The following is a 24,619-nucleotide window of genomic DNA, read 5'->3' as shown; positions in this document are numbered from 1 at the left end:
AAAAACCCACCAAAAAGCAACTTAAGGACTACAAAACCACCACAACTGACACATCCAACACAATTTTTTCACCTTAAGCCACAGCCATTCAAGGCTCTAACACTGCACCAAAGTAGTGCCCGCAAAACCATGCTCGCACCAAAACAAATCAATTTTTTCTGATGGAAATAACAACTCTCTAAAGGTATTTACAACAAAGCTTGTGTTAATCTACTTTTTTGACTTAAATCAAAAAACATGACCAAGTGGCCAGCTTTTTGCTATCGCTATTCGGTATTACAAATAGACAACCACAACCGTTGAATAATGAAATGGAGTTCTTCATGAAAATAAATAAATGGATGGCTGCTGCAGCATTGGCTTTCACCAGCATCCTATCATCAGCATCTAACGCGGCCGACGAACCACTCAAAGTGGGCTTTGTTTACGTTGGTCCGGTCGGAGACCATGGTTGGAGCTACGAGCATGACCAAGGCCGTATCGAAATGGAAAAACACTTTGCAGGTAAAGTAAAAACCACCTTTGTGGAAAACGTACCTGAAGGTGCTGATGCTGAACGAGTGATCACTCAATTGGCGAAATCGGGGCATAAACTGATCTTCACCACCTCATTTGGTTTCATGAACCCCACCCTGAAAGTCGCCAAACGATTCCCAAATGTACGCTTTGAACATGCAACAGGTTACAAGCGATCTAAAAACGTCTCGACCTATGTACTACGAACGTATGAAGGTCGCTATGTTTCTGGGGTTGCGGCAGGCATGACCACAAAATCCAATGTGATTGGGTACATTGCCTCCTTCCCGATTCCGGAAGTCATTCGCGATATTAACGCGGTTTATCTCGGCGCTAAAAGTGTTAACCCAGATGTTAAAATTAAAATCGTTTGGGCCAATACTTGGTATGACCCAGGTAAAGAGGCCGACGCAGCCAACGCATTAATGGATCAAGGCGTAGATGTTATTTTACAACACACCGACAGCCCTGCTCCGCTAATTGCGGCAGAAAAACGCGGCAAGAAAGGCATTGGCCAAGCATCAGACATGAGCCACTTTGCACCAACTGCTCACATGTTCTCAGTGCGTGACTACTGGGCGCCGCATTACATACGCACCGTTGAAGAAGTGATGAATGGCACTTGGAAGTCTGAAGATTACTGGGGCGGCTTTGCTGAAGACTTGCTACATATCACATCGGTTAATCCAAACTTACCGGAAGACGTGAAACAAGCGATTAGCGATACTCAAGAGAAGATCCGTTCCGGCGCCTTCCATCCTTTCACTGGACCAATCAAAGACAACCAAGGTAAAGAAGTGATCCCTGCAGGTAAATCACTGAACGACCAAGAGCTAGCGAGCGTGATGTGGTACGTCGAAGGGATCGACGCCAGCATTCCTAAATAGGAACAATATCCACACTGCAATATACCGCTGCCAAAGCAAAACCTTGGCAGCGGCTTAAACCTCAACCACAGCAATGGAACATGCCATGAGTCTAACCCTGCCCATCATCAACATCTCAGCCTTGGATAAGCCCAATCCTAAAGATTGGCAAACCGTGGCCGACGCCATAGATAAGGCCTGTCGTGATACTGGTTTTTTTTATGTGGTAGGTCACGGCATTCCAGCCGAACAATTCGCCAAAGTACAAGCCATGGCCGAGCAATTTTTTGCGCTGCCAGAGGCGATAAAACAGCAGATTAGTATCCAGCACTCCAGCAATCACCGCGGTTGGGGACAAGTTAGCGCAGAGCAGCTCGACCCCAACGGCCCAAAAGACTTTAAAGAGACCTTCGATATGGCGCTAGACTTAAGCCCTTATCATCCGCAGGTAGCTCGTTGTCCTCAATTGTACGGCCCGAATCAATATCCGCATTTACAGGGTTTTATCCAATTGATGCAACAACAATACGAGCTCAGCTTACAGGTCGCTCTGAAGCTTTTGTCAGCCATGGCGCTGGCTTTAAAGTTGCCGCTGGATTTTTTCACGAAGAGTTTTACTTGCCCAATTAGTGTATTGCGCTTAATCCATTATCCCCCACAACAGGGCCAGCAAAATGGCGCAGGAGCGCATACCGATTACGGCTGCATTACCTTACTTTATCAAGATCAAATCGGTGGTTTGCAGGTTCAAGACCGACACGGTCAATGGATTGATGCCAGCCCTGTAGAAAACAGCTACGTGGTGAATATTGGTGACTTAATGCAACGCTGGACCAACGATTGCTATCAGTCGACACCTCATCGAGTAACCAGCCCTAGCCAACAAACCACCCGTTTTTCGATGCCATTTTTTGTTGAACCGAACTTCGATACCGAAGTAAGCACACTCGACTCATGTTTAGCCGAAGGCGAAAGCAGTCGCTATCCCACGGTCACCGCTGGGGAATGGATTTTATCCCGCTTTGCCGACACTTATGCTTATCGCAGTGAACCAACGCCAGAACAATAGATAGCGTACAAGAATAAAAAATTTGCTCAAAAAGTTGACCGATTGGACAACTAAATAGTTTTAATAGGCAGGAGAGATTATGTTACAGCTAATGATTAATGATCAACAGATTAGCTTAAGCCAACAAGCCGCAGACACCATGTTGCTAAACTTTCTGCGAGAGCGTCAAAACCTAGTGGGCAGCAAAGAAGGCTGTGCCAGTGGCGATTGTGGTGCCTGCACTGTGGTAATGGTAGAAATCGATCTCAGCGGCAAGCTCAGCTATAAACAAATCAACAGCTGTATTACGCCCCTACATTCATTACACGGCAAACAAGTGATTACCGTTGAGTATTTAAAGCAAGGCCAAAATTTGCACCCGGTACAACAGGCTATTGTTGACCACCATGGTAGCCAATGCGGCTTTTGTACCCCCGGTTTTGTGATGTCTTTATATGCCCTATCACGCCAATCGGTTGCCCCTGAGCATCCGGAAGAATTTCTTGCGGGCAATTTATGTCGCTGTACTGGTTATGGCCCACTCATTGAAGCTGCCAAACAAGTGGCAGCAACCGCGAACCAACATACCGATCATATTCGCCAACGAGAAACTGGCGTACAGCATTGGATGGCCGAATGCCCGAGCCTGACCAGTGATAATTATTGGCAACCGCGTTCGCGCCGAGAATTGGCCGAACTTCGCCAGCAACATCCGGACGCGAAGTGGATCGGCGGCGGCACCGATTTAGCCCTAGAAGTCACACAGCAAATGCAACGCATCGATGAGATTATTGACCTCACCTATTTGCCCGACCTCAAGGTCATCGAGCGTATCGAAGGCGGTTGGCGGATTGGCGCGGCAATGCCGCTAAGTCAGGTGCACGCCTTTATGCAACAGCATTACCCCACAGCCGATGAGATCTTTGCCCGCTTAGGCAGTTTAACCATTCGCCATCGCGCAACTTTGGGCGGCAGTCTGGGCAATGCCTCCCCAATTGGCGATATTGCGCCACTACTCATCAGCTTAAGTGGCAAAATTGAACTAGATGATGGCAACAATACTGAATTGTACGCGCCGGAAGATTACATCACCGGCTACCGACAAACCCAACTGCGTCCAGAGCAGTGGATTAGCGCCATTCATCTGCCCGATCTTGCGCCCAGCACCAAACATCAAATTTACAAAGTAAGTAAGCGTTTTGAAGATGATATCGCCACCGTGGTGCTAGCTGTCACCATGCAGTTTGACCAAGAAAATAGGGTCAGTCATTGCATTATCTCAGCCGGCGGAGTTGCGGCTAAATCGGTCCGTTTGAGCGAGCTGGAAGCTTGTTTGCTCGGTCACCCATTTAATCTGCAAAAACTGAAACAAGTACAACAACAAGTCCCGCTATATGTGAAGCCAATTGACGATGTTCGAGCCAGTGCCAGTTATCGGGTTTTACTGGTACAAAACCTATTAAAACGCTTCCATTTATACTGTAACCAACTCCCAACGAGGCTAGCGGCTTATGCGTAAACTCACCACTCAACAACTCCACCAAAGCGCACCCAGCCAAGTAATCGGTCAATCGATGGCTCATGAAAGCGCAGCCAAACAAGTCGCGGGCGAAGCCGCATTTGTCGATGATATGGCCACCCCATCGGGTTGCCTGCATGGTGCAGTAATTTGTAGTAGCATCGCCAAGGGAAAGGTCAGCGAACAACAGCTCGACACTTTAGCCCAACAGCCAGATGTGGTAGCGCTTATTCGTTGCGGCGATATTCCCGGCCACCAAGATATTGGCGCAATTTTCCCAGGTGATCCATTACTCAGCGAGACAGAGATCCGCTACTTTCAACAACCCATCGCCTTGGTATTAGCCCACAACCATCGCCAAGCTTGGCACATCGCCAAGCAAGCCAGTGATAACTTGCTGCAATACCAAGCCGATGACCAACCGATTATCACTGCCGAACAAGCCCAAGTGGCGGGGAACCCGGAACCTACCGTGTTACCTAGCCACCAAATGGGCATTAACGTTAATCAAGCCGATCTCGCCACCAGCCCATTACAACTAAGTGGTGAGCTAAACGTTGGTGGCCAAGAACACTTCTATTTGGAGGGTCAGGTAAGTCTCGCGCTGCCCACCGAAGATCAAGGCATCATGGTGTATACCTCAAGCCAACATCCTTCAGAAGTACAAAAATTAATTGCCGAAGTCATCAACATTCCTTTTCATCGGGTGACCGTGGACATGCGTCGTATGGGCGGTGGTTTTGGCGGTAAAGAGACCCAGGCGGCACAATGGGCATGTTTGGCCAGCTTGGGCTGTTGGCAAACCGGTAAGCCGGTAAAAATCCGACTGCCTCGTAGCATTGATATGGCAGCAACCGGCAAACGCCATCCTTTCTACAACCGCTATCAACTGGGCTTAAGTAAACAAGGACTGATTGAAAGCGCCAAGATTGAAGTGAATGGCTTATGTGGTCATTCTCCAGATCTCTCGGATGCGATTGTCGACCGAGCCATGTTTCACACCGATAACGCTTATAGCTTAAATAGGGCCGAAGTTGTGGGACATCGTTTAAAAACCGATATGGTGTCACACACCGCATTTCGAGGTTTTGGTGGGCCTCAAGGGATGATCTTAATCGAGCAAGCGATGGAAGACATCGCCATCGCCACCCAACAAGATGCCTTGGATGTTCGCTACCTTAATTTATACCAGCAAGACAATTGCACCACCCACTACGGCATGCCAGTCGAGCAACATCAGGCAATGCGCCAACTGATGCAACAACTGGAAAAAAATTGTGATTACCGAGCCCGTCGCGAGCAGGTGAAACAATGGAATGAAAACAACCCAACCTTTAAAAAGGGGCTGGCTTTAAGCCCGGTTAAGTTTGGGATTTCTTTCACGGCGCAGCATCTTAATCAGGCCGGCGCCTTGGTGCACATATACACCGATGGCAGTGTTCAGGTAAACCACGGCGGCACCGAAATGGGCCAAGGCTTGCATACTAAGGTACAGCAAATTGTCGCCCAAACTTTAGGGATCCCAGCTAACTACGTGTTAATTACCGCAACTCGAACCGACAAGGTGCCGAATACTTCACCCACGGCGGCTTCTTCGGGGACCGACATAAACGGCATGGCAGCACACAACGCGGCCAATGAACTCAAACAGCGGCTGCTGGACTTCGCCGAGCAACATTACCAAATTCCCGCCGAGCAGATCCACATCAGCGATGGCCAGGTACAAGTCGGCGAACAGCATTTAAGTTGGGCCGAATTGGTACAAATGGCCTACCTACAGCGTATTTCTTTGTCCACCACCGGCTTTTATAAAACGCCGAAAATCTGGTATGACCGAAACAAAGCCGAAGGCCGACCCTTCTATTACTTCTCACTGGGAGCCTCTTGCAGCGAGGTCACCATCGACACCCTCACTGGCGAGATGAGTTTAGACAGAGTGGATATTTTGCATGATGTGGGCACCAGCATTAACCCTGCAATCGATATCGGCCAAATTGAAGGCGGATTTATTCAAGGCTTAGGTTGGTTAACCACCGAAGAATTGGTGTGGAACACTGCGGGGCGCTTACTGAGCCAAAGCCCAGCAAATTACAAAATTCCAACCATTGGCGACTACCCGAAACAAATGAATATTACCCTGTTCGACCAAGCTAACCCAGAACATAGTATCTTCCGCTCCAAAGCCGTAGGTGAGCCCCCTTTTATGCTGGCAATTAGTAGCTGGTGCGCCATTCGAGATGCGGTTGCAGCAATTAGTCAGCATCAACTAAGGCCTCAACTGGATGCCCCCGCCACCGGTGAACGTATTTTAATGGCTTGTCAGCAGCAATTTGCTTATCAAGAGGCGCAGCAAGATGCAGAACTGGTCAAATAGTTTATTGCCGAACAATTGGTTAGATGCCTGCCAATTATTAAAGCAGCAACAGCAGCCTTTTTGTATTGCGACGATCTTGGCCGAGGCTGGCTCGGTGCCACGATCCACGGGTAGTAAAATGGTCATTTCGAGCCAACAACAATTTGATACCCTCGGCGGTGGAAACTTAGAATTAAATGTGATTAAGCATGCCCGTCAACAACTCAAGTTGGACCAACAAGACAATCAAATTGAGCGCTTCTCACTGGCTGCCGACTTAGCGCAGTGCTGCGGCGGTGCGGTGCAGGTCTTATTTGAGTACTTTCTAGTTGAGCAAGCTCGGATCTACATCTTTGGTGCTGGCCATGTCAGCCATGCATTGTGCCAAATACTCAGCCAGCTGCCCTATCAAGTCACCGTGGTCGACAATCGCCAAGATTGGTTAGACTCAATCGCGGTCATTGGTGTAAGCACCCACTATCACCCACAACCTGAACAATATGTCGACTCATTACCCGCCAATAGTTATTTGGTTATTTTAAGCCAAGACCACAGCTTGGACTTCAAACTCTGTTTGGCCGCCCTACAGCGCCAAGATTTTGCCTTTGTCGGGCTGATCGGTTCACAAACCAAGGCGCAGCGGTTTGCCCTAAAACTGCAAGAGCAACTGAGCGATCCCAGTAGCCTGGCGCAACTTTGCTGTCCGATCGGCCTAAGCGAAGTCAGTGGAAAACTGCCGATGCAAGTGGCGGTATCGATCAGTGCCCAGCTCATCCAGCGACTCAATCTGCAGCCCTCAGAACAAGCCATGTCAAATCGTAAACAACAGCGTCAGCAGCAATGGCAATCGAGTAATCGTCTGCGCCAACAACTCCGTGGAGAAACTCAGCATGATTAAATCAAGCTCAGCCTCAATCGCCGAGCGTTTAAGCTTGCTCAATCAACAAAATAGTCATCAATTTAAAAATGAAATGGCCAATGTTTGTACCAGCCGCCGCTGGCAAAACTTGCTAGAACAAGCTCGCCCCTTTCGAAGCAAAGCACATTTTATTGACAGCGCTCAACAAGCCTTTGCTCAACTAGCAGAGAGCGATTGGCTGGAGGCCTTTGCCGGTCACCCAATGATTGGCGATCTCGCCTCATTACAACAAAAGTACAGCCACGGCAAACACTTAAGTCAAGCCGAGCAAGCACAAGTCGGCGATGCTCAACGGCAGACGCTACAAGCGTTACTGCAACTAAATCAACAATATTTAGCCCGTTATGGCTTTATTTTCATCGTTTGTGCCAGCGGAAAATCAGCCGAAACCATGTTAGCACTGTTGCAACAGCGTTTCGGCCGCAGTCGCGAACAGGAACTGCTCACCGCCGCCGAACAACAACAGCAAATCAGCCATATTAGAATGGAGAATTTATTTTGAGCACCTTGAGTTGTCATGTTTTAGATACCAGTCGCGGCCAACCAGCGACTCACATTCCAGTCCAACTACTTCGCTTTGGCGAAACCGACTGCTTGGCCGAAGGACTGACTAATGCCGATGGGCGTTTCAGCTTTGCGTCACTCGAATTAGAAGCTGGCCGTTATTGCCTGCGTTTTGTGACCGAAGATTATTGCCAACAACACTTTGGCCAATGCTTCTTCCCGCAAGCTGAGGTGGTCTTTATTAGCGAATCGTCGCAACCGCACTACCACATTCCCCTGCTGCTCAGCGGCTTTAGCTACTCCACCTATCGAGGGAGTTAAGATGCAACCAAGCATTCACCGCGGAAAAATTTTGCATTTCCCCAAGTCAACCAGCAACCCTAACGATAATTACTGCTATCTCGAAGACGGTGTATTAGTGATCGAGCAAGGTCGGATCCTCTACCTCGGTGATGCCAAAGATTATTTAAAAAATCAGCCAGAGCTCGAAGTACAACAACATACAGGGTTACTCCTGCCCGGCCTTATCGACAGCCACGTGCACTACCCACAAATTGAAGTCATTGCGAGCTACGGCAAGCAGCTATTGGATTGGCTAAATACTTATACCTTTCCTGCCGAGCAGCAGTTTTCCAATGCCGTCTACGCTCGTGGTCAGGCCGACTTTTTCTTACAGCAACTCTTTGCCAACGGCACCACGACCGCTAGCGTCTATGCAACCGTGCACCCTCAATCGGTAAATAGCTTTTTTGAAGCCGCCGAGTCCTATAACGCGCGCATGATCTGTGGCAAGGTATTGATGGACAGACACTGCCCCGAGGCGCTCAGCGATACGCCTGAGTCGGGCTATCGCGATAGTAAAAAATTATTGGAGCGCTGGCATCATAATGGCCGCCAACTCTATGCCATTACTCCGCGTTTTGCCCCCACCAGCAGCGAACAACAATTGGCGAAGGCGGGTCAGTTAGCCAAGGAACATCCCGACAGTTTTATTCAAACCCATTTATCGGAAAATACCGCAGAGGTGCAATGGATTAATGAGCTGTTTCCCGAACATTCAGACTATTTATCGGTTTATCAGGCGCACGGACTGGTGAGAGAAAGAGCGTTATTTGGCCATGGTATCCACCTCACCGACCGCGAGTATCGGGCCTTAAGCGACACCGGAGCAACCATCAGCTTTTGTCCTTCCTCCAACCTGTTCTTAGGCAGCGGTCTGTTTAACTATCACCGCGCCCAGGATAATGGTGTGTCGGTCGCCCTCGCCAGTGATGTGGGAGGGGGGACCAGCCTTAGTATGTTTGCCAATCAGGCCGATGCCTACAAGGTTTGCCAGATGCAACAGACCAGCTTAAGCGCCTTCGAGTCCTTGTATTTATGTACTCAAGGCGCAGCCCAAAGCATGGGCATTGAGCAGTGGGTCGGCAATTTAAACCCCGGCAGCGAAGCCGACTTTATCGAAATCGATTTGCACGCAACGCCCATCCTGAGTCAGCGGATCGCCCGCTGTAATCACTTGAGCGAACAATTATTTGCCATCAATATTTTAGGCGACGATCGACTGATTGCGGCAAGCTATATTGCGGGAAAAGAAGTTTATAACAAAAGGAATTAGTCTATGTGGCCACAGCTTTACGAATGGTTAGCTCTGTTTATTAAATGGTTTCATGTGATCGCTGGCATCGCCTGGATTGGCGCGAGTTTTTACTTTGTCTGGTTAGATAATAATCTCAGAACGCCACCGGAATGGAAATTAAAAAAAGGCATTAAAGGGGATTTGTGGGCGGTGCATGGTGGTGGCTTTTATGAGGTTGCCAAATACCAGGTGGGGCCAGAGAAAATGCCCGAGCATTTACACTGGTTTAAATGGGAAGCCTACAGTACGTGGCTGAGCGGCACCCTACTGTTATTTTGGATTTACTACTTGCGAGCCGAGGCGTATTTAATCGACCCTCAAGTGATGATGTTAAGTGCTGGCCAAGCAGTGAGCATTGGTATTGGTGGGATCGCTGGTGCTTGGTTACTGTATGAAGGCTTGCTGCGCTCGCCAATTGCCGAAAAACCGCTATTACTGAGCGTCATTTTAGTGGTCTTGGGGGCACTGTTTTGTTATGGCTTTAGCCAGGTGTTTAGTGGCCGCGGCGCCTTCATTCACATGGGCGCCCTTATCGGCACAATCATGGTTGCCAACGTGTGGGTAAAAATTATTCCCGGACAACGCAAGATGGTGGCCCAAGTTAGTGCCGGAGAGGCGGTTGATCCTGCCCCCGGTTTAGAGGCGAAACGCCGTTCGGTACATAATAACTACCTCACCTTGCCGGTGATTTTTTTGATGATCAGTAATCACTATCCGATGATTTACCAACACCACTATAGTTGGTTAATCCTCTGTGTCCTGATCGGTTTAAGTGCCTGGATCCGTCATTTCTTCAATCTGAAACATCAAGGCATTGATAAACCCAGCATCATCGTGAGTGGTGCTATCGGTTTACTACTGTTAGCTATATTCGTCAGCTGGACTGGCAGCAGATCGCAGTTGAACGCAGCAAGCACAGCCAGCTCGACGGTTAAGCAAAATGCCTTAACCAGTGCTCAACAACAGGCGAGTGCAATTATTCAGCAGCGCTGCAGCTCTTGTCATAGCCGCACCCCAAGTGATGACATGTTTACCACAGCCCCCGGAGGAGTGATGCTGGACCATTGGCAAGACATTGAGCGCTGGAAAGAACGTATTATTGCTCGAGCCACCGTAAGCAAAGACATGCCATTTTTAAATAAAACACAAATGACTGAGCAGCAACGCCAGCAACTACAACAATTGCTCAGCGCGGAATAAATCGAACAATCAGCGCTGAATACCAAAGTAGCCTGGTATTCAGCCTGCTCTCGTTTTCGGCTCGCCTCCGCCCCTGCCAAATTAAAACTCATGGCCTCGCTGTAGACGATTTAGATCAAACTTGTGTCGACTAATTGCAGACAAAACACTCAGCCCGTCAATCTTAATGCGCTTGAACTAAACTTAAAGCAACTTGCTAGGTTCATTTAACGCACCACTGATGGTTTTGGAGAATGGCAATGGATAAATTAACCCTTGAATACCGAAGATATGGCCCTTGGATGATGGAGGTAAAGGCGCTCATCGACATTCCACCGCAATTTGAGCACTACCAACAAGCGATCTTAGCCGCAAAATATTGCTTCAAAGTTCCGGTAGACCAAGCTCGGCGGGATCTAGAGCCAGGCATGCTGATGTATCAAAGTGTGGTGATTCTAGAGGCTAACAGGATCCGCGTACTTAGTTTCAACAAGGCTGCAGAATTACAAGAACAGGCTCTGGACTATGCCGACATCAACTATATAGTTCACAGCGGTGACTTACTGTCCTGTCATTTGCAGCTGTTTTCAAGGCACCACAGCATCCATATTGACTACAGCCTCGTGTCGGTAAACATTGCCGCCAAAGCACTTCACATCATCAGAGAGGCGATGCATCAACATAGCCAGCCGTTAGCGCTGACTCAGCACGAACCCGTTGAGGGGGCTAAACTCCAAGTCTATCAATATTTTTTACAACGTGAAGCAATCACCGAACCCGTGAGTATATTAGCCTTTCAAGCCTCACGTTCCCTCGACGAAGAACTGACCAAAGGCTTCCAGCACTTATTAGCTCGGCTGTTTAGATACAAAATGCAAGACGTATTATTTATGAGTGATGGCCATGATCTAATGATCTCAAATTGGGGGACCGATATCATTCGAGAAAAACGTACCGATTATCATGTTGAGCATTTGTTCATCCCTTGGCGACTCATCAAAGGCATGTCTCTCGGTGAGCACCCTCGTTTCAGCTACCTAAAAACATTACAAGTACAAACTCAATTTAGAGACTTTACTTTTTCGGTAGAAGCAGACTTTTCTCTCGATCCGCTACTGGACTTCCAGCAAAAAATGCAAAACCTAACACTCGCCTAAAAAGTATCACTCACCGACAAAAACACTAAACTCAGTGATTTTTATCGGTGAGCATATTATCGAATCATCCAAACCGACCAGCGCAGTAACTATTCACGCCAAGCCAAAGGACAGAAATTTGAATTTAAATTGAATTGCATGCAGAATTCTATCGATGACCGATACCACAATTGATATCCAACTGCCTTCCTTAATCCGCCAAATCGGTGGCAACGAAGTCAAACTCGCCAAACAAGTCGCCTTAATTTATAGCTGTCAAATTAAACGTATTCGCCGCTCAAGAAACTGGCTAGTGACTGGCGAAGCACCGCAATTACAACAACTCTCGCAAGCCCTTAAACAACAGCAACCATCAGCCAGTGCGTATCTGATTCACAAAATCGAACAAGGGCTTCAGAAATATGGCGCGCAATTAGAGCCCGTTGCTGTGAAACTACAACGATTAGTGCAAGAAAACCACAACATCACACTAGCCGAGCTCATGCATCTCACCGACTGCAGCATCGCCGAAGCGAGGAGCGCCAGATTTTCCGGCGACGAACTATAAAATGGGTCAGCGCACCATGCCAACTTGCGCATTGCCATTAAATCTTTAACAAACACATATATTCTAGGTTTGAATAAATCAAACAACGGTATCCAAAAAAGGCTGCCTCCGGCAACCTTTAGTGTTTTTACTTTCAGATTCATAGTCAATGAACTGAAAAATAAAACTCAGTGACTCTTTACGACCCTGCTAGTTGTCACCAGTCATTTTACTTCACGCTCAACGAGGACGATGAAAGTCTATCCAATCAAGCTATAACTGAGAAATTTTTTCTAACGAAACCGTTCTGGTTTCGATACCAAAAACAAGCAACAAAAAAGCGCATAAAATTAAAATAGCACCTAATACAACAAAAACCGTTTTTGAGCCATAATCGGTCAACAGCATCGCCACCCCATAAGGCGCAATAACAGCAACAAATCGGCCAACAGCATTCACAAGCCCAGATCCACGTAATCGCATATGCGTTGGCCATAACTCTGGAATATAAACTGCCGAAGAAAAGCATACATACATATAAAGGAAAAAAACCATCACAAGTCCGCATACAATAATTTTTAATTCACTCGTTTGAAGCGAATAATAATATCCCATAACCGCAATAATAATGAGCAGACTAGAACCAAAAAGTTTTCGAGGGTATTTATCAATTGTTAAAGTAGCGAAAAACACACCTGCAGGAGCACCCAACATAATCATCGAAGTCATCACAATTGATTTTGTCACTTCAATTCCAGAATTAACAAAAATAGTTGGGATCCAAACCGTGATCGTATATAAAGATATATTCATCGCAACCAGAACGGTAATGGCAACTAATGTTCGCCTTAACATACTTCCTTTGAACAGGCTCCAAAATGAATCACTTCCTCTGACGTTTTCTAAATAATAGTTATCCCGTTCACAATGGCTAAGTTTTATATTCTCTTTAATCTCTGTCCGTAACTCAATATTCCGTAAGTTATTTTCAGCTTGCTCTCCCCTGCCTTTTCCTTCCAACCATCGTGGCGATTCGATAAAATATTTCGCGGATAAATACCAAGCGATCAACATCAATACCCCACCCAACAAAAACATCAACCGCCAACTAAAATATGAAATCACAACTGCGCCAATCAACGCCGATATCACAGGTGACCAATTCCCTACGAAAGAAAGCCTAGCAGACCACTTTCCCCTTACGTTAGCGGGGATGAACTCAACAAAAGACGCATAACCAACCATGATCAGGGCACCCATACCGATCCCCATCAAACAGCGGAAAATAATCAACCAATACATATCTGGAGAAAATGATGCCGCCATTGCTGATATACCAACGATGAGTAAGTTCATACGAAAAGCTTTGCGCCTTCCAAGCTTATCGCCAATAAACCCTCCGGCGACAGAGCCGATAAAGTAGCCCGCCATTAAGGCCGAGGTGAAGGCGGCATTCAGGTAATTATTCGACCAGCCATTACTCACCAGCTCAGCCAAAACGATATTTCCCGAATAACTTAAAAAGCCGGTAAATAACAAGCTCATACTAATAATACCAAATATCTCGTAATGAAAAACTGAGAAAGGGATACGGTCTAGCCGCGCCCCTATATGGCCAACATTATTCATATTACATACCTCTGTACGCTATTGACAAATATATTATTTACAGCCAATAGCAAGCATGATTACTGGTAATCTTATTATTAATAAAATTACCAAACCAAATTGCCATTATTCTATTTACAAATGGAAATCAAATCGCGGCTTTAATAAACTAATCACACTAAGACATATAACAATGTAGTCATTAAGGATGGGGCGCCTAAACAATCACATTAAAATATTAGCTTTATATTATTTTTGTCGCAAAACTCAATCCATTTATTCCCAGGAGATTTATCAGTCACAATATAATTTATATTGTCAAAGTTCACTAATTTAACAAAGGCCTTACGTTCAAACTTAGAGTGATCGACCAAAAGTACAACTTCAGATGCCTGTTTGATCATTGCTTTTTTAACATCTGCTTCCGCGGCCGTAGAATCGAGCGCACCACTTTGCATATCAAGCCCTTTACAACTCATCACCATAATATCGACATGATGTTTGCTAATAGCTTCTTTGGTCATGACACCCTGCATAGAAAGCGACGTTTTATTTAACTCACCACCAGTGGAAACAAGGTTTACCTCAGCGGTCGCTAATTCATGAATAGCTTCCGCTGAATTAGTCATGATTGTGATGTCACTTCTATCTCTTAAAAGTTTTAAAAACTCCATCACAGTGGTACTTGAGTCAGCCGCCAGTGTGGTTACATTTTCTAAGCAAGATTGTGCCTTTAATGCAATAGTCTGCTTTTCTTCATGGAGCGACTTGGTTCTTTTATAAAAATGAACATTATCAATAATGCCGTTCGCATTTAAAACTGCACCACCATAAGTACGCGTAATAAAACCTTGCATTTCAAGCTTTTCAAGGTCACGACGGATTGTTTCTTCGGTCACCTTAAAAATAGTACTCAAATTAACCACGGTAACTTTTTTATCGTTAGTGACCATTTGTTTAATAGACTGAATTCGATCTTTTGCTGACACTGGATTACCTCTGTTTCTTCCCATAAAACATACAAATAAGTATGCCATTCACTATATTTATTTGCAAAATATTGTATTTGAATCACAGAAAAACATGCGTGTTTACCAAAAAAACAGAGGTATTCGTGTTATCAACGATTACTGCCCGTCATCCAGCGCTTCAGCCATTTTCCGAATCAATAAGCTATCTTCTTTAGTCAGTTGAATAGACATTGCCTTCACATTTTCTTTGACCTGCTCTGGTGAAGTTGCACCGGTCAAAATCGAAATATTGTTACTTTGGGCCAATATCCACGCTAACGCGAGAGTTGGAATAGAACACTGATATTTCTCGCATAAAGGCTGCCATTGCTTCAGCATATTGATCACTTTGCCCATATTCTCTTTCTGAAACCATTTCTTATTGGCTCGCGCGCCTGTAGGAATATAGTCGGGCTCAATATCCCCCGTTAACAGGCCTTGCTCCAGCGGTGAATATACCTGTAAAACAATTCCGTGTTGCTCACATAAAGGAAGCAGTTTTTCTTCAACCTCTCTATCTAACAGACTATATTTGGCTTGAACAATATCAAGCTCACCATATTTGAGATAAGTTTCAATATGCTCGATGTCGACATTGGCTGCACCAATGGCTTTGATTTTCCCCTCTTTTTTAAGTTTATTTAACTCTTCCATTGTTTCAGATACAGGAGTAAAGAAAGGTGGAACCGACTGCCAATGCGTCATATAAATATCAACATAATCAACATTCAGACGCTTCAGACTGGTCTCAATTTCCTCGCGAATTGACTCTGGCGATAGATTTTTATAAAGCTGACGCTCACCAACTTTATTAAATAAACTGCCCTTACGTTCCCAGACGATGCCGCATTTAGTCTCAATCACAACATCCTCTCGATTGAGCTGAGCCAATGCTTTACCAACAATCACTTCGCTATTGCCAAAATTATAACCAGGTGCTGTATCGACAAGGTTAATACCGCATTTATGGGCTTCGACAATGGTATCAATACATACCTGATAATCGAGGTCACCATTCCATGCAGGGCCACCGCCTATCGCCCAAGTTCCAAGACCCATTTTAGAGATCTTCAATCCGCTGTTCCCCAACGGGGTCATTTTCATCATTACGCATACTCCTCGCACTCTTTGAGCAATTCTTCAACAATTTTTCTATGGGTAACACCCGTCGTGGCGCCAACGTACAGAACCGATATCGCAGCGGTTGCATTCGCGAAACGAGCACACTCAGCTAGCGGCATACCTTCCAAAATCCCAGATATAAAACCTGATGCAAAGTTGTCTCCCGCGCCGATGGTATCAATCGCTGTAATCCCCTGAACGGCAGGCACAAGCAATGTCTGAGCAGCATTTTTTATATAACATCCTTGCTTTCCGGTCTTAATCACAACCGTTTTTACACCACACGCTAAAAATGTATCCGCGATTCCCTCTAACTCACTTTCTCCAGTTAGTAATTTTGCTTCTTCAAAGTTTGGGAAAAGGTAATCAACATAAGCCAGAGCCTCACGGATATCCGCCAACGTCTCATTAAGCCTTGGTTTAATCATATCGGCGCAAATAGTTAACCCTTCCGCTTTTGCTGCAGAGAAAATCTGTACCAAAGCGTGTCCATTTAGTAATGGGCTATTAAAAATACTTGCAAGAGATAATAATTTGGCCTGTTTAAAACGTGAAAAATCTATATCCTTAAGATTAAGCTTCCACAAACTACCATTTCGATTGGTAACAAAAGTACGCTCCCCATCCTTTGTCACCAAACCGACATTAATTGAAGTATCAATATCCCCATCCACGACAAGATCTTCAATATCTATTCTTTCCCGATTACATGCTTCAAGAATAAAATTTCCTGGTGCATCATTACCTACTCGACTTATTAATGCAGTTTTATGCCCAAGACGAGAAATAATCGTTGCTTCATTGATTGCATCGCCACCAATAGTCATTGAAATTCGTTCTAAAGGATACGAATCAATATCGAACATATTCTTATCCACTGGCTGCAGAGGAATATCAACAATAGCTGCACCAACACAGATAACATCAATATTACTCATACAAGGGCTTCCGCTTTTCCATCTGAACCAAACAATGTAATTTTTTCTAAGGCACGCCCCATAATCGCTTTACGAACTTCACGCTCTAAATGTAAAAATGGTTGATTGCAATTTTTCTTCACCGCAACCATTGCCGCCTCACACAATTCTGTATGAATATTAATTTTTGAGATCCCTAGAGAAATCGCAGTGCTAATATCGTCATCACTAATTCCGGAGGCACCATGCAGAATAATTGGAACCGACACTGCATCACGAACTTTTTGTATAACATCAAAGTTTAATTTTGGCTCGGAAGTATATACGCCATGCTGATTACCAATGGCAACGGCCAACGAGTCGCATGCAGTACGCTCAACAAATTCAGCAGCCTGTGATGGATCGGTATAGTGATAGTTAGCAAGCGCCTCCTCGTATACCGTCTCACTGCCGACATGCCCTAGCTCCGCTTCAATCGGGACACCTAGTGGGTGAAAAAAGTCGACCGCCTCTTTAGTTAGACGAATGTTTTCTTCGAAATCATATGCTGATGCATCTCGCATCAGTGAGTTCATGCCATGCGTCCAAGCATTATGAATAATCTCCATACTGCGCCCGTGGTCCCAATGAGTAATCACCGGAACGGTGGCCTTCTCAGCCATAGAGACCATCGTATGAGCAAAATCCTCGAATGAAGTATTCCCCACAAATCCGGTACCAAAAGAGATAATTACCGGCGATTTGGCCTCTTCAGCAGCATCCATGACCCCCATCAACATTTCAGCATTCCAAACATTGAAATGAGGAATTGCGTAATGCTCACGCTGTGCCTTTTCTTCCCAATACTTAACACTTGACAACATAATTAATTAACCCTTCTTATTTACACCATTGATTTTATTTATTGACACACCGACTCAAGCAATTAGCTTAATAACCCCCTTAATGATTTCTTTTTTATTATTCACCGACTCTTCAAAAGCTCTTTGAACATCTGCATATTCATAGATATGTGTCACCATTGATTTAACATTAAATTTTCCAGATGAGATGGCTTCAATCGTGACGGGATAGCGATTGGCATAGCGGAATACCGTTTGAATACTGACTTCCCGATTAATTTTTAAAAAGTTAATCGAAGAGTCACCCGGAACAGTACCGACGATCATGATTTTGCCACCACGCATAACCAGTTGAGGTGCTTGTTTAACTGTGATTTGCGACCCCGCAGTTTCAAAAACAATATCGGCGCCAAGTTCACCCAATAAAGCTTGAGCACGTTCGACAGTATCTTCTGTTGCACCATTAATGATTGCGGCAGCACCTAGTTCATGCGCCATGACTAAACGCTTTTCTAAAACATCGACCACGACAATTTCAGATGCGCCCATACATAAACAAGCTTGCAATGTCATCAAACCAATACAACCTGCGCCCAAAATAACAATTTTTTTACCCGGCTTAACATCAGCCAACATAGCGGCATGAATGCCTACCGCCGCAGGTTCAACTAATGCGCCTTCCATGGTGTCCATATTATCTGGTAACTTGTAAGTGAAGCTTTCTGGATGACAAAGATAGTTTGCAAGCGCGCCACGGTAGTTGGGCTGCGTCGCCATAAAGTCAACATCAGGGCAAATGTTATATTTGCCTTCTAGACAAAAACGACACTTACCACATGGCACACCAGGCTCAATATTTACTCGGTCGCCAATTTTAAATTTAGTCACTTTATGACCAACTGCGGCCACTGTTCCTGCACATTCATGACCGAGACCTATCTCCTGATTCGGATCTTTGGGTGGGATAAATGGGCCTGATTCAAAACCATGTACATCAGAACCACAAATTCCAACGTATTCGACCTTAATTAAAACTTCATCATCTCTAGGCACCGGAATTTCCGCTTGAATAAATTCCATAACGCCTGGGGTTTTTAATACTGCTTTTTTATTTTTCATATTTAACTCTCACAAAATTTATGATTCGCTGGTAACAGCATCCATACCTATATTTTCGACAGATTCCCCTTTAGTTTCGACGCCCATAATAGAAATGACGATGGCAACCAGCACAGATACGGACCCTAGTAAAATAAATACACTCGAGACACCATAATTTGTGAGTAACGTTGCAACTGCATAGGGCGCAATAATTCCGCTAATACGACCAACTGAATTTGTTAGTCCTGAGCCCCGTAATTTTGCTTCCGTAGGCCAAATCTCGGGAACATATACCGCTGACGCGTAACAAACGTACATATATACAAAGGTGATTAAAAAGAATCCAAACAATGTAATCATGAACATACTTGTTTGCAGAGAATATGCGTATCCAAGAGCTGCGATGATTAATAACAAACCAACGCCCATCGTTTTTCTTGAAATTTTATCCATGACTAGCATCGCAATAAAAATTCCGAATGGAGCGCCAAACATACTCATGGTATTTAAAACAATAGAGTCTTTTAAATTAATACCTTGCTCCATGAAAATGGTTGGTAACCAATTAATAAGCGTATACTGAACAACATTCATTGCGATAAGTACAAAGGAACCTAAGATCACCCTTTTCAATAAAGCACCTTTTAATAAAGCTGAATAAGGCAACTCTTTTGATTTGCTTTGTACCGCTGTATTTATCTCTGGCTCAGCTAAAGGTTTTCCAGTTTGAAGCGTCACTTTTTCTTCAATATCCGTCATGATTGCTTCTGCTTCAGCGTAACGACCTTTGGACTCTAGCCAACGAGGAGACTCTGGAAATTTTTTATAGGCAATCCAAGTTGCAACGATAGATAGTAGAGCGGGGATTAATAATTGTACTCGCCAGTTCAGTTCAGCAGACAGTAATGGGGTTAATCCCATGGCGATCAGCGAACAAATCGGATAAGACCAATTACCTATAAAAGAGGCCCTGCTTGACCAAGTTCCTCGATTACGACCAGGCATATACTCTGTATATCCGGCAAACAACATGACCAATAATGAACCAAGGCCAAAACCCATTACAAAACGACAGGCGATAAGAAAATCCATGCTATATGCACATGCACCGACGATCATAGAAACAATATGAATCGCCTCAAAAAGCAAAAAGCTTTTCTTTCTTCCTATTCTGTCACCAATAATTCCGCCGATTAATGCGCCAGCGAACATGCCTGCCGTCGTAATAGAAGAAAATACTGCGCTAGAATTATTATCGGTCCAACCCAGTTCCCTTAAATGCGCTAATATCAGCCCACCAACAGCATTGCTCCAACAAACAAGTAATCCAAATGAGACCATAGCAAACATATTAAAATGCCATTGACTATCCGGTAGACGGTCTAATCTCGCCCCACAATGGGGAGGTAGCGTTTTTTCCATTTGTTTATTCCTTCCTATTTAAAAGAAACTAGCCTTATGTCACTCATCAAAGTCGTAGGTCATAATGACTTTAATCGCGGTTTTATCGACCATCGCATCAAACCCTTTTTCCCACTCAGATAGGCCAATACGATGAGTAATCATTGGTTTAACTTGGATAGCCCCCGAAGCCAGCAAACGGATAGCATTTCTCCAGGATGTGGAGTCATAAGCCATATGACCAATGATGCTTTTGTTCCAGGCCGTAATGTCATTAATGGAAAAATCTAAAGGCGCAAAACCCATCCCGACTCGTACCACTTCACCATTTGGCCGTAGCATCTCAATGGATTGTTTTAAGGCGATATTGGCACCTGAGCACTCAATCACTAAACCAAGATTATCTTTTCCACATATGGTCTGGCAGCGCTCGACAACATTCTCTCTCGACGCATTTACTACAGCGGTGGCACCCAGTTGTTTCGCGACCCCAAAGCGAACGGCGGCGTCTTCTTCAAGTCCCACAACAACGATATTAACGGCCCCCATAATGCGAGCCATCTGAACCGAAAATAAACCTAATGGCCCAGTTCCAATGACCACAATGTCCTGCCCAGGCAAAAACTTAGACTGCTGAGCAATCGACTTGTAAGCATTACAGATGGGGTCAAGAACACATGCTTCTTCGTATTCAACCCCTTCAGGAATTTCCCACAACGCATGACGATGAATGTTGAGGATCTCTCCGGGGACGAGACAATACTTTGAGAATCCTCCTCCCCATTTATTATTATCCAATCCCAAGTTCACTTTTTCTGTACAACACAGAAAATCACCTTGTTCACAAGCAGGACAAACACCACATACATGTCCGCTGTTATCGGATACCACTCGCTGACCGACCGCCCAACCTTGAACATTATTGCCAACTTCAACAATTTTACCGGCAAATTCATGGCCACGAACTGAGTTAAACTCATCAGAACCGCTATCAACTTTGTAATGTTTCATATCAGCACCGCAAATTGCTGCAGCTTTGATTTCAACAATTAAATCATCAGGACCACACACTGGAACTGGTGCGTCAATCATCTTATAACCACCGAATTTTTTACCAAAACGAGCTAATGCTTTCATTTAATACCCTCTCTCTAGTTGATTTATCTTTATTTTGTTTGCGCAATCTTTCTATATGGCGCGTTTTGTGTCAACACAAACACCTTTGAAACAAAGATTTTGTGTCAAAAACACAGATTTGATCACAAAATAATGTCCGAACAAAAGAATTGAACCAGTGTTTCAACTTTCTAGAGATAAAATAATGAAGTGACAACACACCCGCGAACCGAAGAAACGGACATAAGATTCGGTTATACAAAGGAAAATCAGCTGTTCACTGCCACTTTCAACTTCACTAACAACTAAACGGTGTATTGTTTATTTGTTAGTGAAGTTTCATAAAATGTCCTAACACGGCGAACCATTCACTCGTTATCGAGTCAGCCCGGGCTCAATGGAGCTTGTGTTGGATACTCGTTGCATAGCAAATTCTTGGAAACAAAGGAAAATAGCTTGAAGTGGTAACGAAGGCGTTAGCGACGCGCGAAGACGTGCATTTTCGCTGTTACTTTTAGCTTAAATCAATCTTTGGTGACAACTTTCAAAGCTGTCATCGCGCTCTTAAGTAAAAAACTACATTACACTGTCGCCCCTTTGGTAATCCCCCCGAAAATTAATCCCATGCAAAAGTAGAATTTTCTCGTATAGTAAATACAGGAGATTCAACATGAAAAAGTCACGTTACACGGACAGTCAGATCTTATCTATTCTCAAGCAGGCTGAGGCTGGTACACCTGTTCCTGAGCTCTGTCGTGAGCATGGAATGAGCAACGCAACCTTTTACAAGTGGCGTTCGAAATACGGTGGTATGGACGCATCCCTTATGGCGCGGATGAAAGAACTCGAAGATGAAAATCGACGGCTTAAAAAGATGTATGCGGAAGAACGCCTTAAAGCAGAGGTGATCTCAGAGGCGATGGCAAAAAAGTGGTGAAGCCCTGTGAGCGTCGATTGATGGCTCAGCGTTCGGTGGCGAACTATCACATCAGCATTAAAAGTGCATGCTATTGGTTTGGGATCAGCGAGACCTGCTATCGCTATAAATCGAAGCTTCAACCTGAGAATGAGTTGATAGCTCAAGAGTTAGTAACGCTGTGCAACAGTGAAGACTGCTCTGACTGGGGCTTTGGCCTGTGTTTTCACCATTTGCGGAACGTTAAAGGGTATACATGGAACCATAAGCGGGTTTATCGGATCTACTGCGAATTGGCTCTAAACTTACGTATTAGGCCAAAACGACGCCTGAATCGCCATACGCCAGAGCCTCTTAAAGAGCCGATTAAAACAAACCAAGTTTGGTCCGTGGACTTTATGCATGATCAGCTATCTGATGGCCGGAAGTACCGTTTATTCAATGTGATAGATGATTACAAACGTGAAGGTCTGGCGTCAGAACCTGATTTTTCAATGCCCACAGTACGAGTCACTCGGATCTTAGAGCAGCTCATCGAACAACGAACCAAACCTGTTGCGATCCGCTGCGACAATGGTCCTGAGTTCATTAGCCATGCGTTTATTAAATGGGCCAACAACCACGACATTCGAATCGATTATATTCAGCCAGGGAACCCACAACAAAACGCGTATATAGAAAGGTTCAACCGTACTATGAGGTTTGGCTTAGTGAGTAAGTATTTGTTTGACACACTTGAAGAGGTTCAAGATCGGGCGACCCAATGGTTATGGTTCTACAATCATCAACGACCACACCTTGCAAATGGAGGGTTCCCACCACTAAAAACGGCAGCATGAATTCTACGAATAAATGCGGTTAATAATGGGAGGATTACCCTTTAAACAGGGCGCAAAAAAAACATTTTAGAGGACAGTAATCCATAATACGTCTTCCCATTGACCCTAGTGACGATAGCCTCTAAGGTGAATACCATTTGACCCTCTAAAGCCTAAATCAAGCAATCATAGGAAGTTATAACAGATGACGAAGCCAGTACTCGGCCAATTTATAAGCAAACTCACGCAAGCACCACACAGTATTCGTTTTGCAGACAGCATGACGCTGATAGACACGCTTTACGATTTTACGCCAAGCGCTTTTAGCAATGGTCAACAACATAATGCGGCCGGGGAAAACTCTGGTTCATGTAAGATTTTTGCCTTTGCCAAACAGCAAGGTTTAGATGAGCAACAAAGCTTGGCACTTTTTGGTGAGTACTATCAAGATGTACTGAATACACCCGATGGCAACGATCACCAAAACATTCGTCAATTTATGACCAATGGTTGGTCTGGGATCGTGTTTTCGCAAGCTGCGCTGAGTGAGAAATAACGGCGCAAGAATAGCCTTATGCATACAGCCCTCTGTAAGCATAAGGTAACAGAGCTTAAGCTCAATAAAGTGCCAGTTTGTTTTGCGATTGTTCTGAGAGCCACAATTGCAGATGTTTATCAAACAAACGTTCGAAGATCTTAAACTCACTCAGCTGACTCAGATGCTGCTGCAAATGTAGCTTTAAACGCGGAGTATTGCATGCGGATTTTTTAGAAAAAGCAAAATACAGAGGTTCTACCGAGATCGGGCTTGGCAACGCGCTCACCTGTTGCTTTAACCCAGCCAACTCCAACAGGGCTAAACCTTGGTATAACTCGTACAAGAAATAATCAAACCGTTCAGCCATTAACATCTCAAAGGAACGCTCTGCGCTGCCGCTAGCATAAAGGCTTAGATGAGATTTTGCATATTGGTCGAAAGCTTGACCAAAGCTATTATTAGCTAAGGTACCACCACGCTTACCCAATAAATCTTGCCAACGATGAAAAGGAAAATCGTGACCTTTCTTCACCCACACCATACTTAATACATCGGTAAATTGGGGTTCAATGTAATCCAAATATTTTACACGCGCATTGGTTTTAAAAGCTCCCGCAATCATATCGACACTACCATGTTCAGCTTCTTTCAATGCTCGCCCCCATACACCTCGATCACGAGCGACAACTTTGATCCCGGTATCAATTAGCGCCAACTCTAATAGCTCGATAGCGATGCCATGCAATTTTCGATCATGAGATCGCCATAAGATCGGGGGATATTCGGCATTTCCAGTGACCACCAACTGAGAGCAAGAAGAGAAATCCTGACTCGCCGATGTGGGAGAGACAAGGGTGCCAAACATCAAACCGAAAAACAGATAAAGTTTTAATAAATGAGCAATCTGCATGGCACGCCTTGCTTTAAGAAAATATTTTGAGATTTAAACAAAGTTTGGATCTAAGTTAAGCACTGAGCAAATAGTTATTAATGAACTCAACATAATA

The 24,619-nt window shown here is 44.8% G+C and carries 22 protein-coding genes; 13 read left to right on the top strand and 9 right to left on the bottom strand.

The features are described 5' to 3' along the window. Window positions 1-323: 323 nt before the first annotated feature. The 11 genes from ACRRS1_RS07560 (at window position 324) to ACRRS1_RS07510 (ending at window position 12,244) form a co-directional block, all read left to right on the top strand. Window positions 324-1,403 (top strand): BMP family ABC transporter substrate-binding protein, encoded by a 1,080-nt coding sequence (locus ACRRS1_RS07560; protein ID WP_432453770.1) that lies wholly within the window; start codon window positions 324-326, stop codon window positions 1,401-1,403. Window positions 1,404-1,488: 85 nt separating this feature from the next. Continuing rightward, on the top strand, window positions 1,489-2,451 hold the full coding sequence (locus ACRRS1_RS07555) for an isopenicillin N synthase family dioxygenase (RefSeq protein ID WP_432453771.1): 963 nt from the start codon (window positions 1,489-1,491) through the stop codon (window positions 2,449-2,451). A gap of 79 nt (window positions 2,452-2,530) precedes the next feature. Then, complete coding sequence (gene xdhA, locus ACRRS1_RS07550) at window positions 2,531-3,949, top strand: xanthine dehydrogenase small subunit (RefSeq protein WP_432453772.1); 1,419 nt, start codon at window positions 2,531-2,533, stop codon at window positions 3,947-3,949. Further along, a complete protein-coding gene (gene xdhB, locus ACRRS1_RS07545; RefSeq protein ID WP_432468074.1) occupies window positions 3,942-6,323 on the top strand; it encodes a xanthine dehydrogenase molybdopterin binding subunit in 2,382 nt (793 codons plus the stop codon). Before xdhA ends, xdhB begins: the two co-directional genes overlap by 8 nt. Continuing rightward, window positions 6,304-7,200 (top strand): xanthine dehydrogenase accessory protein XdhC, encoded by an 897-nt coding sequence (gene xdhC, locus ACRRS1_RS07540; RefSeq protein ID WP_432459028.1) that lies wholly within the window; start codon window positions 6,304-6,306, stop codon window positions 7,198-7,200. The genes xdhB and xdhC overlap by 20 nt, the downstream gene beginning before the upstream one ends. Continuing rightward, window positions 7,193-7,723 (top strand): 2-oxo-4-hydroxy-4-carboxy-5-ureidoimidazoline decarboxylase, encoded by a 531-nt coding sequence (gene uraD, locus ACRRS1_RS07535; protein WP_432468075.1) that lies wholly within the window; start codon window positions 7,193-7,195, stop codon window positions 7,721-7,723. The genes xdhC and uraD overlap by 8 nt, the downstream gene beginning before the upstream one ends. Then, the gene (uraH, locus tag ACRRS1_RS07530) at window positions 7,720-8,046 is read left to right on the top strand and encodes a hydroxyisourate hydrolase (protein WP_432459027.1); all 327 of its coding nucleotides are present in this window, start codon (window positions 7,720-7,722) and stop codon (window positions 8,044-8,046) included. The genes uraD and uraH overlap by 4 nt, the downstream gene beginning before the upstream one ends. A 1-nt stretch (window position 8,047) precedes the next feature. Next, window positions 8,048-9,340 carry a guanine deaminase gene (gene guaD, locus ACRRS1_RS07525; RefSeq protein ID WP_432468076.1) on the top strand — a complete coding sequence of 431 codons (1,293 nt, stop codon included), beginning with the start codon at window positions 8,048-8,050 and terminating at the stop codon, window positions 9,338-9,340. 3 nt (window positions 9,341-9,343) lie between these two features. Then, window positions 9,344-10,561, top strand: a complete 1,218-nt coding sequence (locus ACRRS1_RS07520) for a urate hydroxylase PuuD (RefSeq protein ID WP_432468077.1) — start codon at window positions 9,344-9,346, stop codon at window positions 10,559-10,561. A 239-nt stretch (window positions 10,562-10,800) separates the two neighbouring features. Then, window positions 10,801-11,697, top strand: coding sequence for a hypothetical protein (locus ACRRS1_RS07515; RefSeq protein ID WP_432453779.1), 897 nt, complete (start codon window positions 10,801-10,803; stop codon window positions 11,695-11,697). Window positions 11,698-11,851: 154 nt separating this feature from the next. Then, a complete protein-coding gene (locus ACRRS1_RS07510) occupies window positions 11,852-12,244 on the top strand; it encodes a ribosome recycling factor family protein (RefSeq protein ID WP_432453780.1) in 393 nt (130 codons plus the stop codon). 252 nt (window positions 12,245-12,496) lie between these two features. Here ACRRS1_RS07510 and ACRRS1_RS07505 read toward each other — a convergent pair whose 3' ends face one another. The 8 genes from ACRRS1_RS07505 to ACRRS1_RS07470 form a co-directional block, all read right to left on the bottom strand. Then, window positions 12,497-13,852 (bottom strand): MFS transporter, encoded by a 1,356-nt coding sequence (locus ACRRS1_RS07505; RefSeq protein ID WP_432453781.1) that lies wholly within the window; start codon window positions 13,850-13,852, stop codon window positions 12,497-12,499. A gap of 209 nt (window positions 13,853-14,061) precedes the next feature. Further along, the gene (locus ACRRS1_RS07500) at window positions 14,062-14,820 is read right to left on the bottom strand and encodes a DeoR/GlpR family DNA-binding transcription regulator (protein WP_432453782.1); all 759 of its coding nucleotides are present in this window, start codon (window positions 14,818-14,820) and stop codon (window positions 14,062-14,064) included. Between the two features lie 138 nt (window positions 14,821-14,958). Further along, the gene (gene ydjG / locus ACRRS1_RS07495; RefSeq protein WP_432453783.1) at window positions 14,959-15,948 is read right to left on the bottom strand and encodes an NADH-dependent methylglyoxal reductase; all 990 of its coding nucleotides are present in this window, start codon (window positions 15,946-15,948) and stop codon (window positions 14,959-14,961) included. After that, on the bottom strand, window positions 15,948-16,901 hold the full coding sequence (locus ACRRS1_RS07490) for a carbohydrate kinase family protein (RefSeq protein WP_432453784.1): 954 nt from the start codon (window positions 16,899-16,901) through the stop codon (window positions 15,948-15,950). The genes ydjG and ACRRS1_RS07490 overlap by 1 nt, the downstream gene beginning before the upstream one ends. Continuing rightward, complete coding sequence (locus ACRRS1_RS07485; protein ID WP_432453786.1) at window positions 16,898-17,743, bottom strand: ketose-bisphosphate aldolase; 846 nt, start codon at window positions 17,741-17,743, stop codon at window positions 16,898-16,900. Before ACRRS1_RS07485 ends, ACRRS1_RS07490 begins: the two co-directional genes overlap by 4 nt. Before the next feature lie 54 nt (window positions 17,744-17,797). Then, window positions 17,798-18,841: an NAD(P)-dependent alcohol dehydrogenase gene (locus ACRRS1_RS07480; protein WP_432468078.1), complete on the bottom strand. Its 1,044-nt coding sequence runs from the start codon at window positions 18,839-18,841 to the stop codon at window positions 17,798-17,800. 18 nt (window positions 18,842-18,859) lie between these two features. Then, window positions 18,860-20,245: an MFS transporter gene (locus ACRRS1_RS07475; RefSeq protein ID WP_432462877.1), complete on the bottom strand. Its 1,386-nt coding sequence runs from the start codon at window positions 20,243-20,245 to the stop codon at window positions 18,860-18,862. A gap of 39 nt (window positions 20,246-20,284) precedes the next feature. After that, on the bottom strand, window positions 20,285-21,361 hold the full coding sequence (locus ACRRS1_RS07470; protein ID WP_432453789.1) for a zinc-binding dehydrogenase: 1,077 nt from the start codon (window positions 21,359-21,361) through the stop codon (window positions 20,285-20,287). Window positions 21,362-22,010: 649 nt separating this feature from the next. Here ACRRS1_RS07470 and ACRRS1_RS07465 point away from each other — a divergent pair. Further along, a protein-coding gene (locus ACRRS1_RS07465; protein WP_432462919.1) for an IS3 family transposase occupies window positions 22,011-23,095 on the top strand; the annotation gives its coding sequence in 2 pieces (ribosomal slippage) (window positions 22,011-22,260 and window positions 22,260-23,095; 1,086 coding nt in all). Between the two features lie 184 nt (window positions 23,096-23,279). Next, window positions 23,280-23,630: a HopJ type III effector protein gene (locus tag ACRRS1_RS07460; protein WP_432453790.1), complete on the top strand. Its 351-nt coding sequence runs from the start codon at window positions 23,280-23,282 to the stop codon at window positions 23,628-23,630. A 61-nt stretch (window positions 23,631-23,691) separates the two neighbouring features. Here the strand turns inward: ACRRS1_RS07460 and ACRRS1_RS07455 are convergent, their stop codons facing one another. Further along, window positions 23,692-24,522, bottom strand: coding sequence for a substrate-binding periplasmic protein (locus ACRRS1_RS07455; protein ID WP_432453791.1), 831 nt, complete (start codon window positions 24,520-24,522; stop codon window positions 23,692-23,694). Window positions 24,523-24,619: the final 97 nt, after the last annotated feature.

This window comes from Agarivorans sp. Z349TD_8 (genome assembly GCF_050870825.2).
Taxonomy (GTDB): domain Bacteria; phylum Pseudomonadota; class Gammaproteobacteria; order Enterobacterales; family Celerinatantimonadaceae; genus Agarivorans.
Note: the sequence above shows the minus strand (reverse complement) of the source record. Positions and strands in the feature narration are given on the sequence as shown.

What these genes read in the sequence shown, in the direction of transcription:
- ACRRS1_RS07560 (WP_432453770.1), top strand. Translation starts at nt 324, where the DNA reads ATGAAAATAAATAAATGGATGGCTGCTGCAGCATTGGCTTTCACCAGC.
- ACRRS1_RS07555 (WP_432453771.1), top strand. Translation starts at nt 1,489, where the DNA reads ATGAGTCTAACCCTGCCCATCATCAACATCTCAGCCTTGGATAAGCCC.
- xdhA (WP_432453772.1), top strand. Translation starts at nt 2,531, where the DNA reads ATGTTACAGCTAATGATTAATGATCAACAGATTAGCTTAAGCCAACAA.
- xdhB (WP_432468074.1), top strand. Translation starts at nt 3,942, where the DNA reads ATGCGTAAACTCACCACTCAACAACTCCACCAAAGCGCACCCAGCCAA.
- xdhC (WP_432459028.1), top strand. Translation starts at nt 6,304, where the DNA reads ATGCAGAACTGGTCAAATAGTTTATTGCCGAACAATTGGTTAGATGCC.
- uraD (WP_432468075.1), top strand. Translation starts at nt 7,193, where the DNA reads ATGATTAAATCAAGCTCAGCCTCAATCGCCGAGCGTTTAAGCTTGCTC.
- guaD (WP_432468076.1), top strand. Translation starts at nt 8,048, where the DNA reads ATGCAACCAAGCATTCACCGCGGAAAAATTTTGCATTTCCCCAAGTCA.
- ACRRS1_RS07520 (WP_432468077.1), top strand. Translation starts at nt 9,344, where the DNA reads ATGTGGCCACAGCTTTACGAATGGTTAGCTCTGTTTATTAAATGGTTT.
- ACRRS1_RS07515 (WP_432453779.1), top strand. Translation starts at nt 10,801, where the DNA reads ATGGATAAATTAACCCTTGAATACCGAAGATATGGCCCTTGGATGATG.
- ACRRS1_RS07510 (WP_432453780.1), top strand. Translation starts at nt 11,852, where the DNA reads ATGACCGATACCACAATTGATATCCAACTGCCTTCCTTAATCCGCCAA.
- ACRRS1_RS07505 (WP_432453781.1), bottom strand. Translation starts at nt 13,852, where the DNA reads ATGAATAATGTTGGCCATATAGGGGCGCGGCTAGACCGTATCCCTTTC.
- ydjG (WP_432453783.1), bottom strand. Translation starts at nt 15,948, where the DNA reads ATGATGAAAATGACCCCGTTGGGGAACAGCGGATTGAAGATCTCTAAA.
- ACRRS1_RS07490 (WP_432453784.1), bottom strand. Translation starts at nt 16,901, where the DNA reads ATGAGTAATATTGATGTTATCTGTGTTGGTGCAGCTATTGTTGATATT.
- ACRRS1_RS07485 (WP_432453786.1), bottom strand. Translation starts at nt 17,743, where the DNA reads ATGTTGTCAAGTGTTAAGTATTGGGAAGAAAAGGCACAGCGTGAGCAT.
- ACRRS1_RS07480 (WP_432468078.1), bottom strand. Translation starts at nt 18,841, where the DNA reads ATGAAAAATAAAAAAGCAGTATTAAAAACCCCAGGCGTTATGGAATTT.
- ACRRS1_RS07475 (WP_432462877.1), bottom strand. Translation starts at nt 20,245, where the DNA reads ATGGAAAAAACGCTACCTCCCCATTGTGGGGCGAGATTAGACCGTCTA.
- ACRRS1_RS07470 (WP_432453789.1), bottom strand. Translation starts at nt 21,361, where the DNA reads ATGAAAGCATTAGCTCGTTTTGGTAAAAAATTCGGTGGTTATAAGATG.
- ACRRS1_RS07460 (WP_432453790.1), top strand. Translation starts at nt 23,280, where the DNA reads ATGACGAAGCCAGTACTCGGCCAATTTATAAGCAAACTCACGCAAGCA.
- ACRRS1_RS07455 (WP_432453791.1), bottom strand. Translation starts at nt 24,522, where the DNA reads ATGCAGATTGCTCATTTATTAAAACTTTATCTGTTTTTCGGTTTGATG.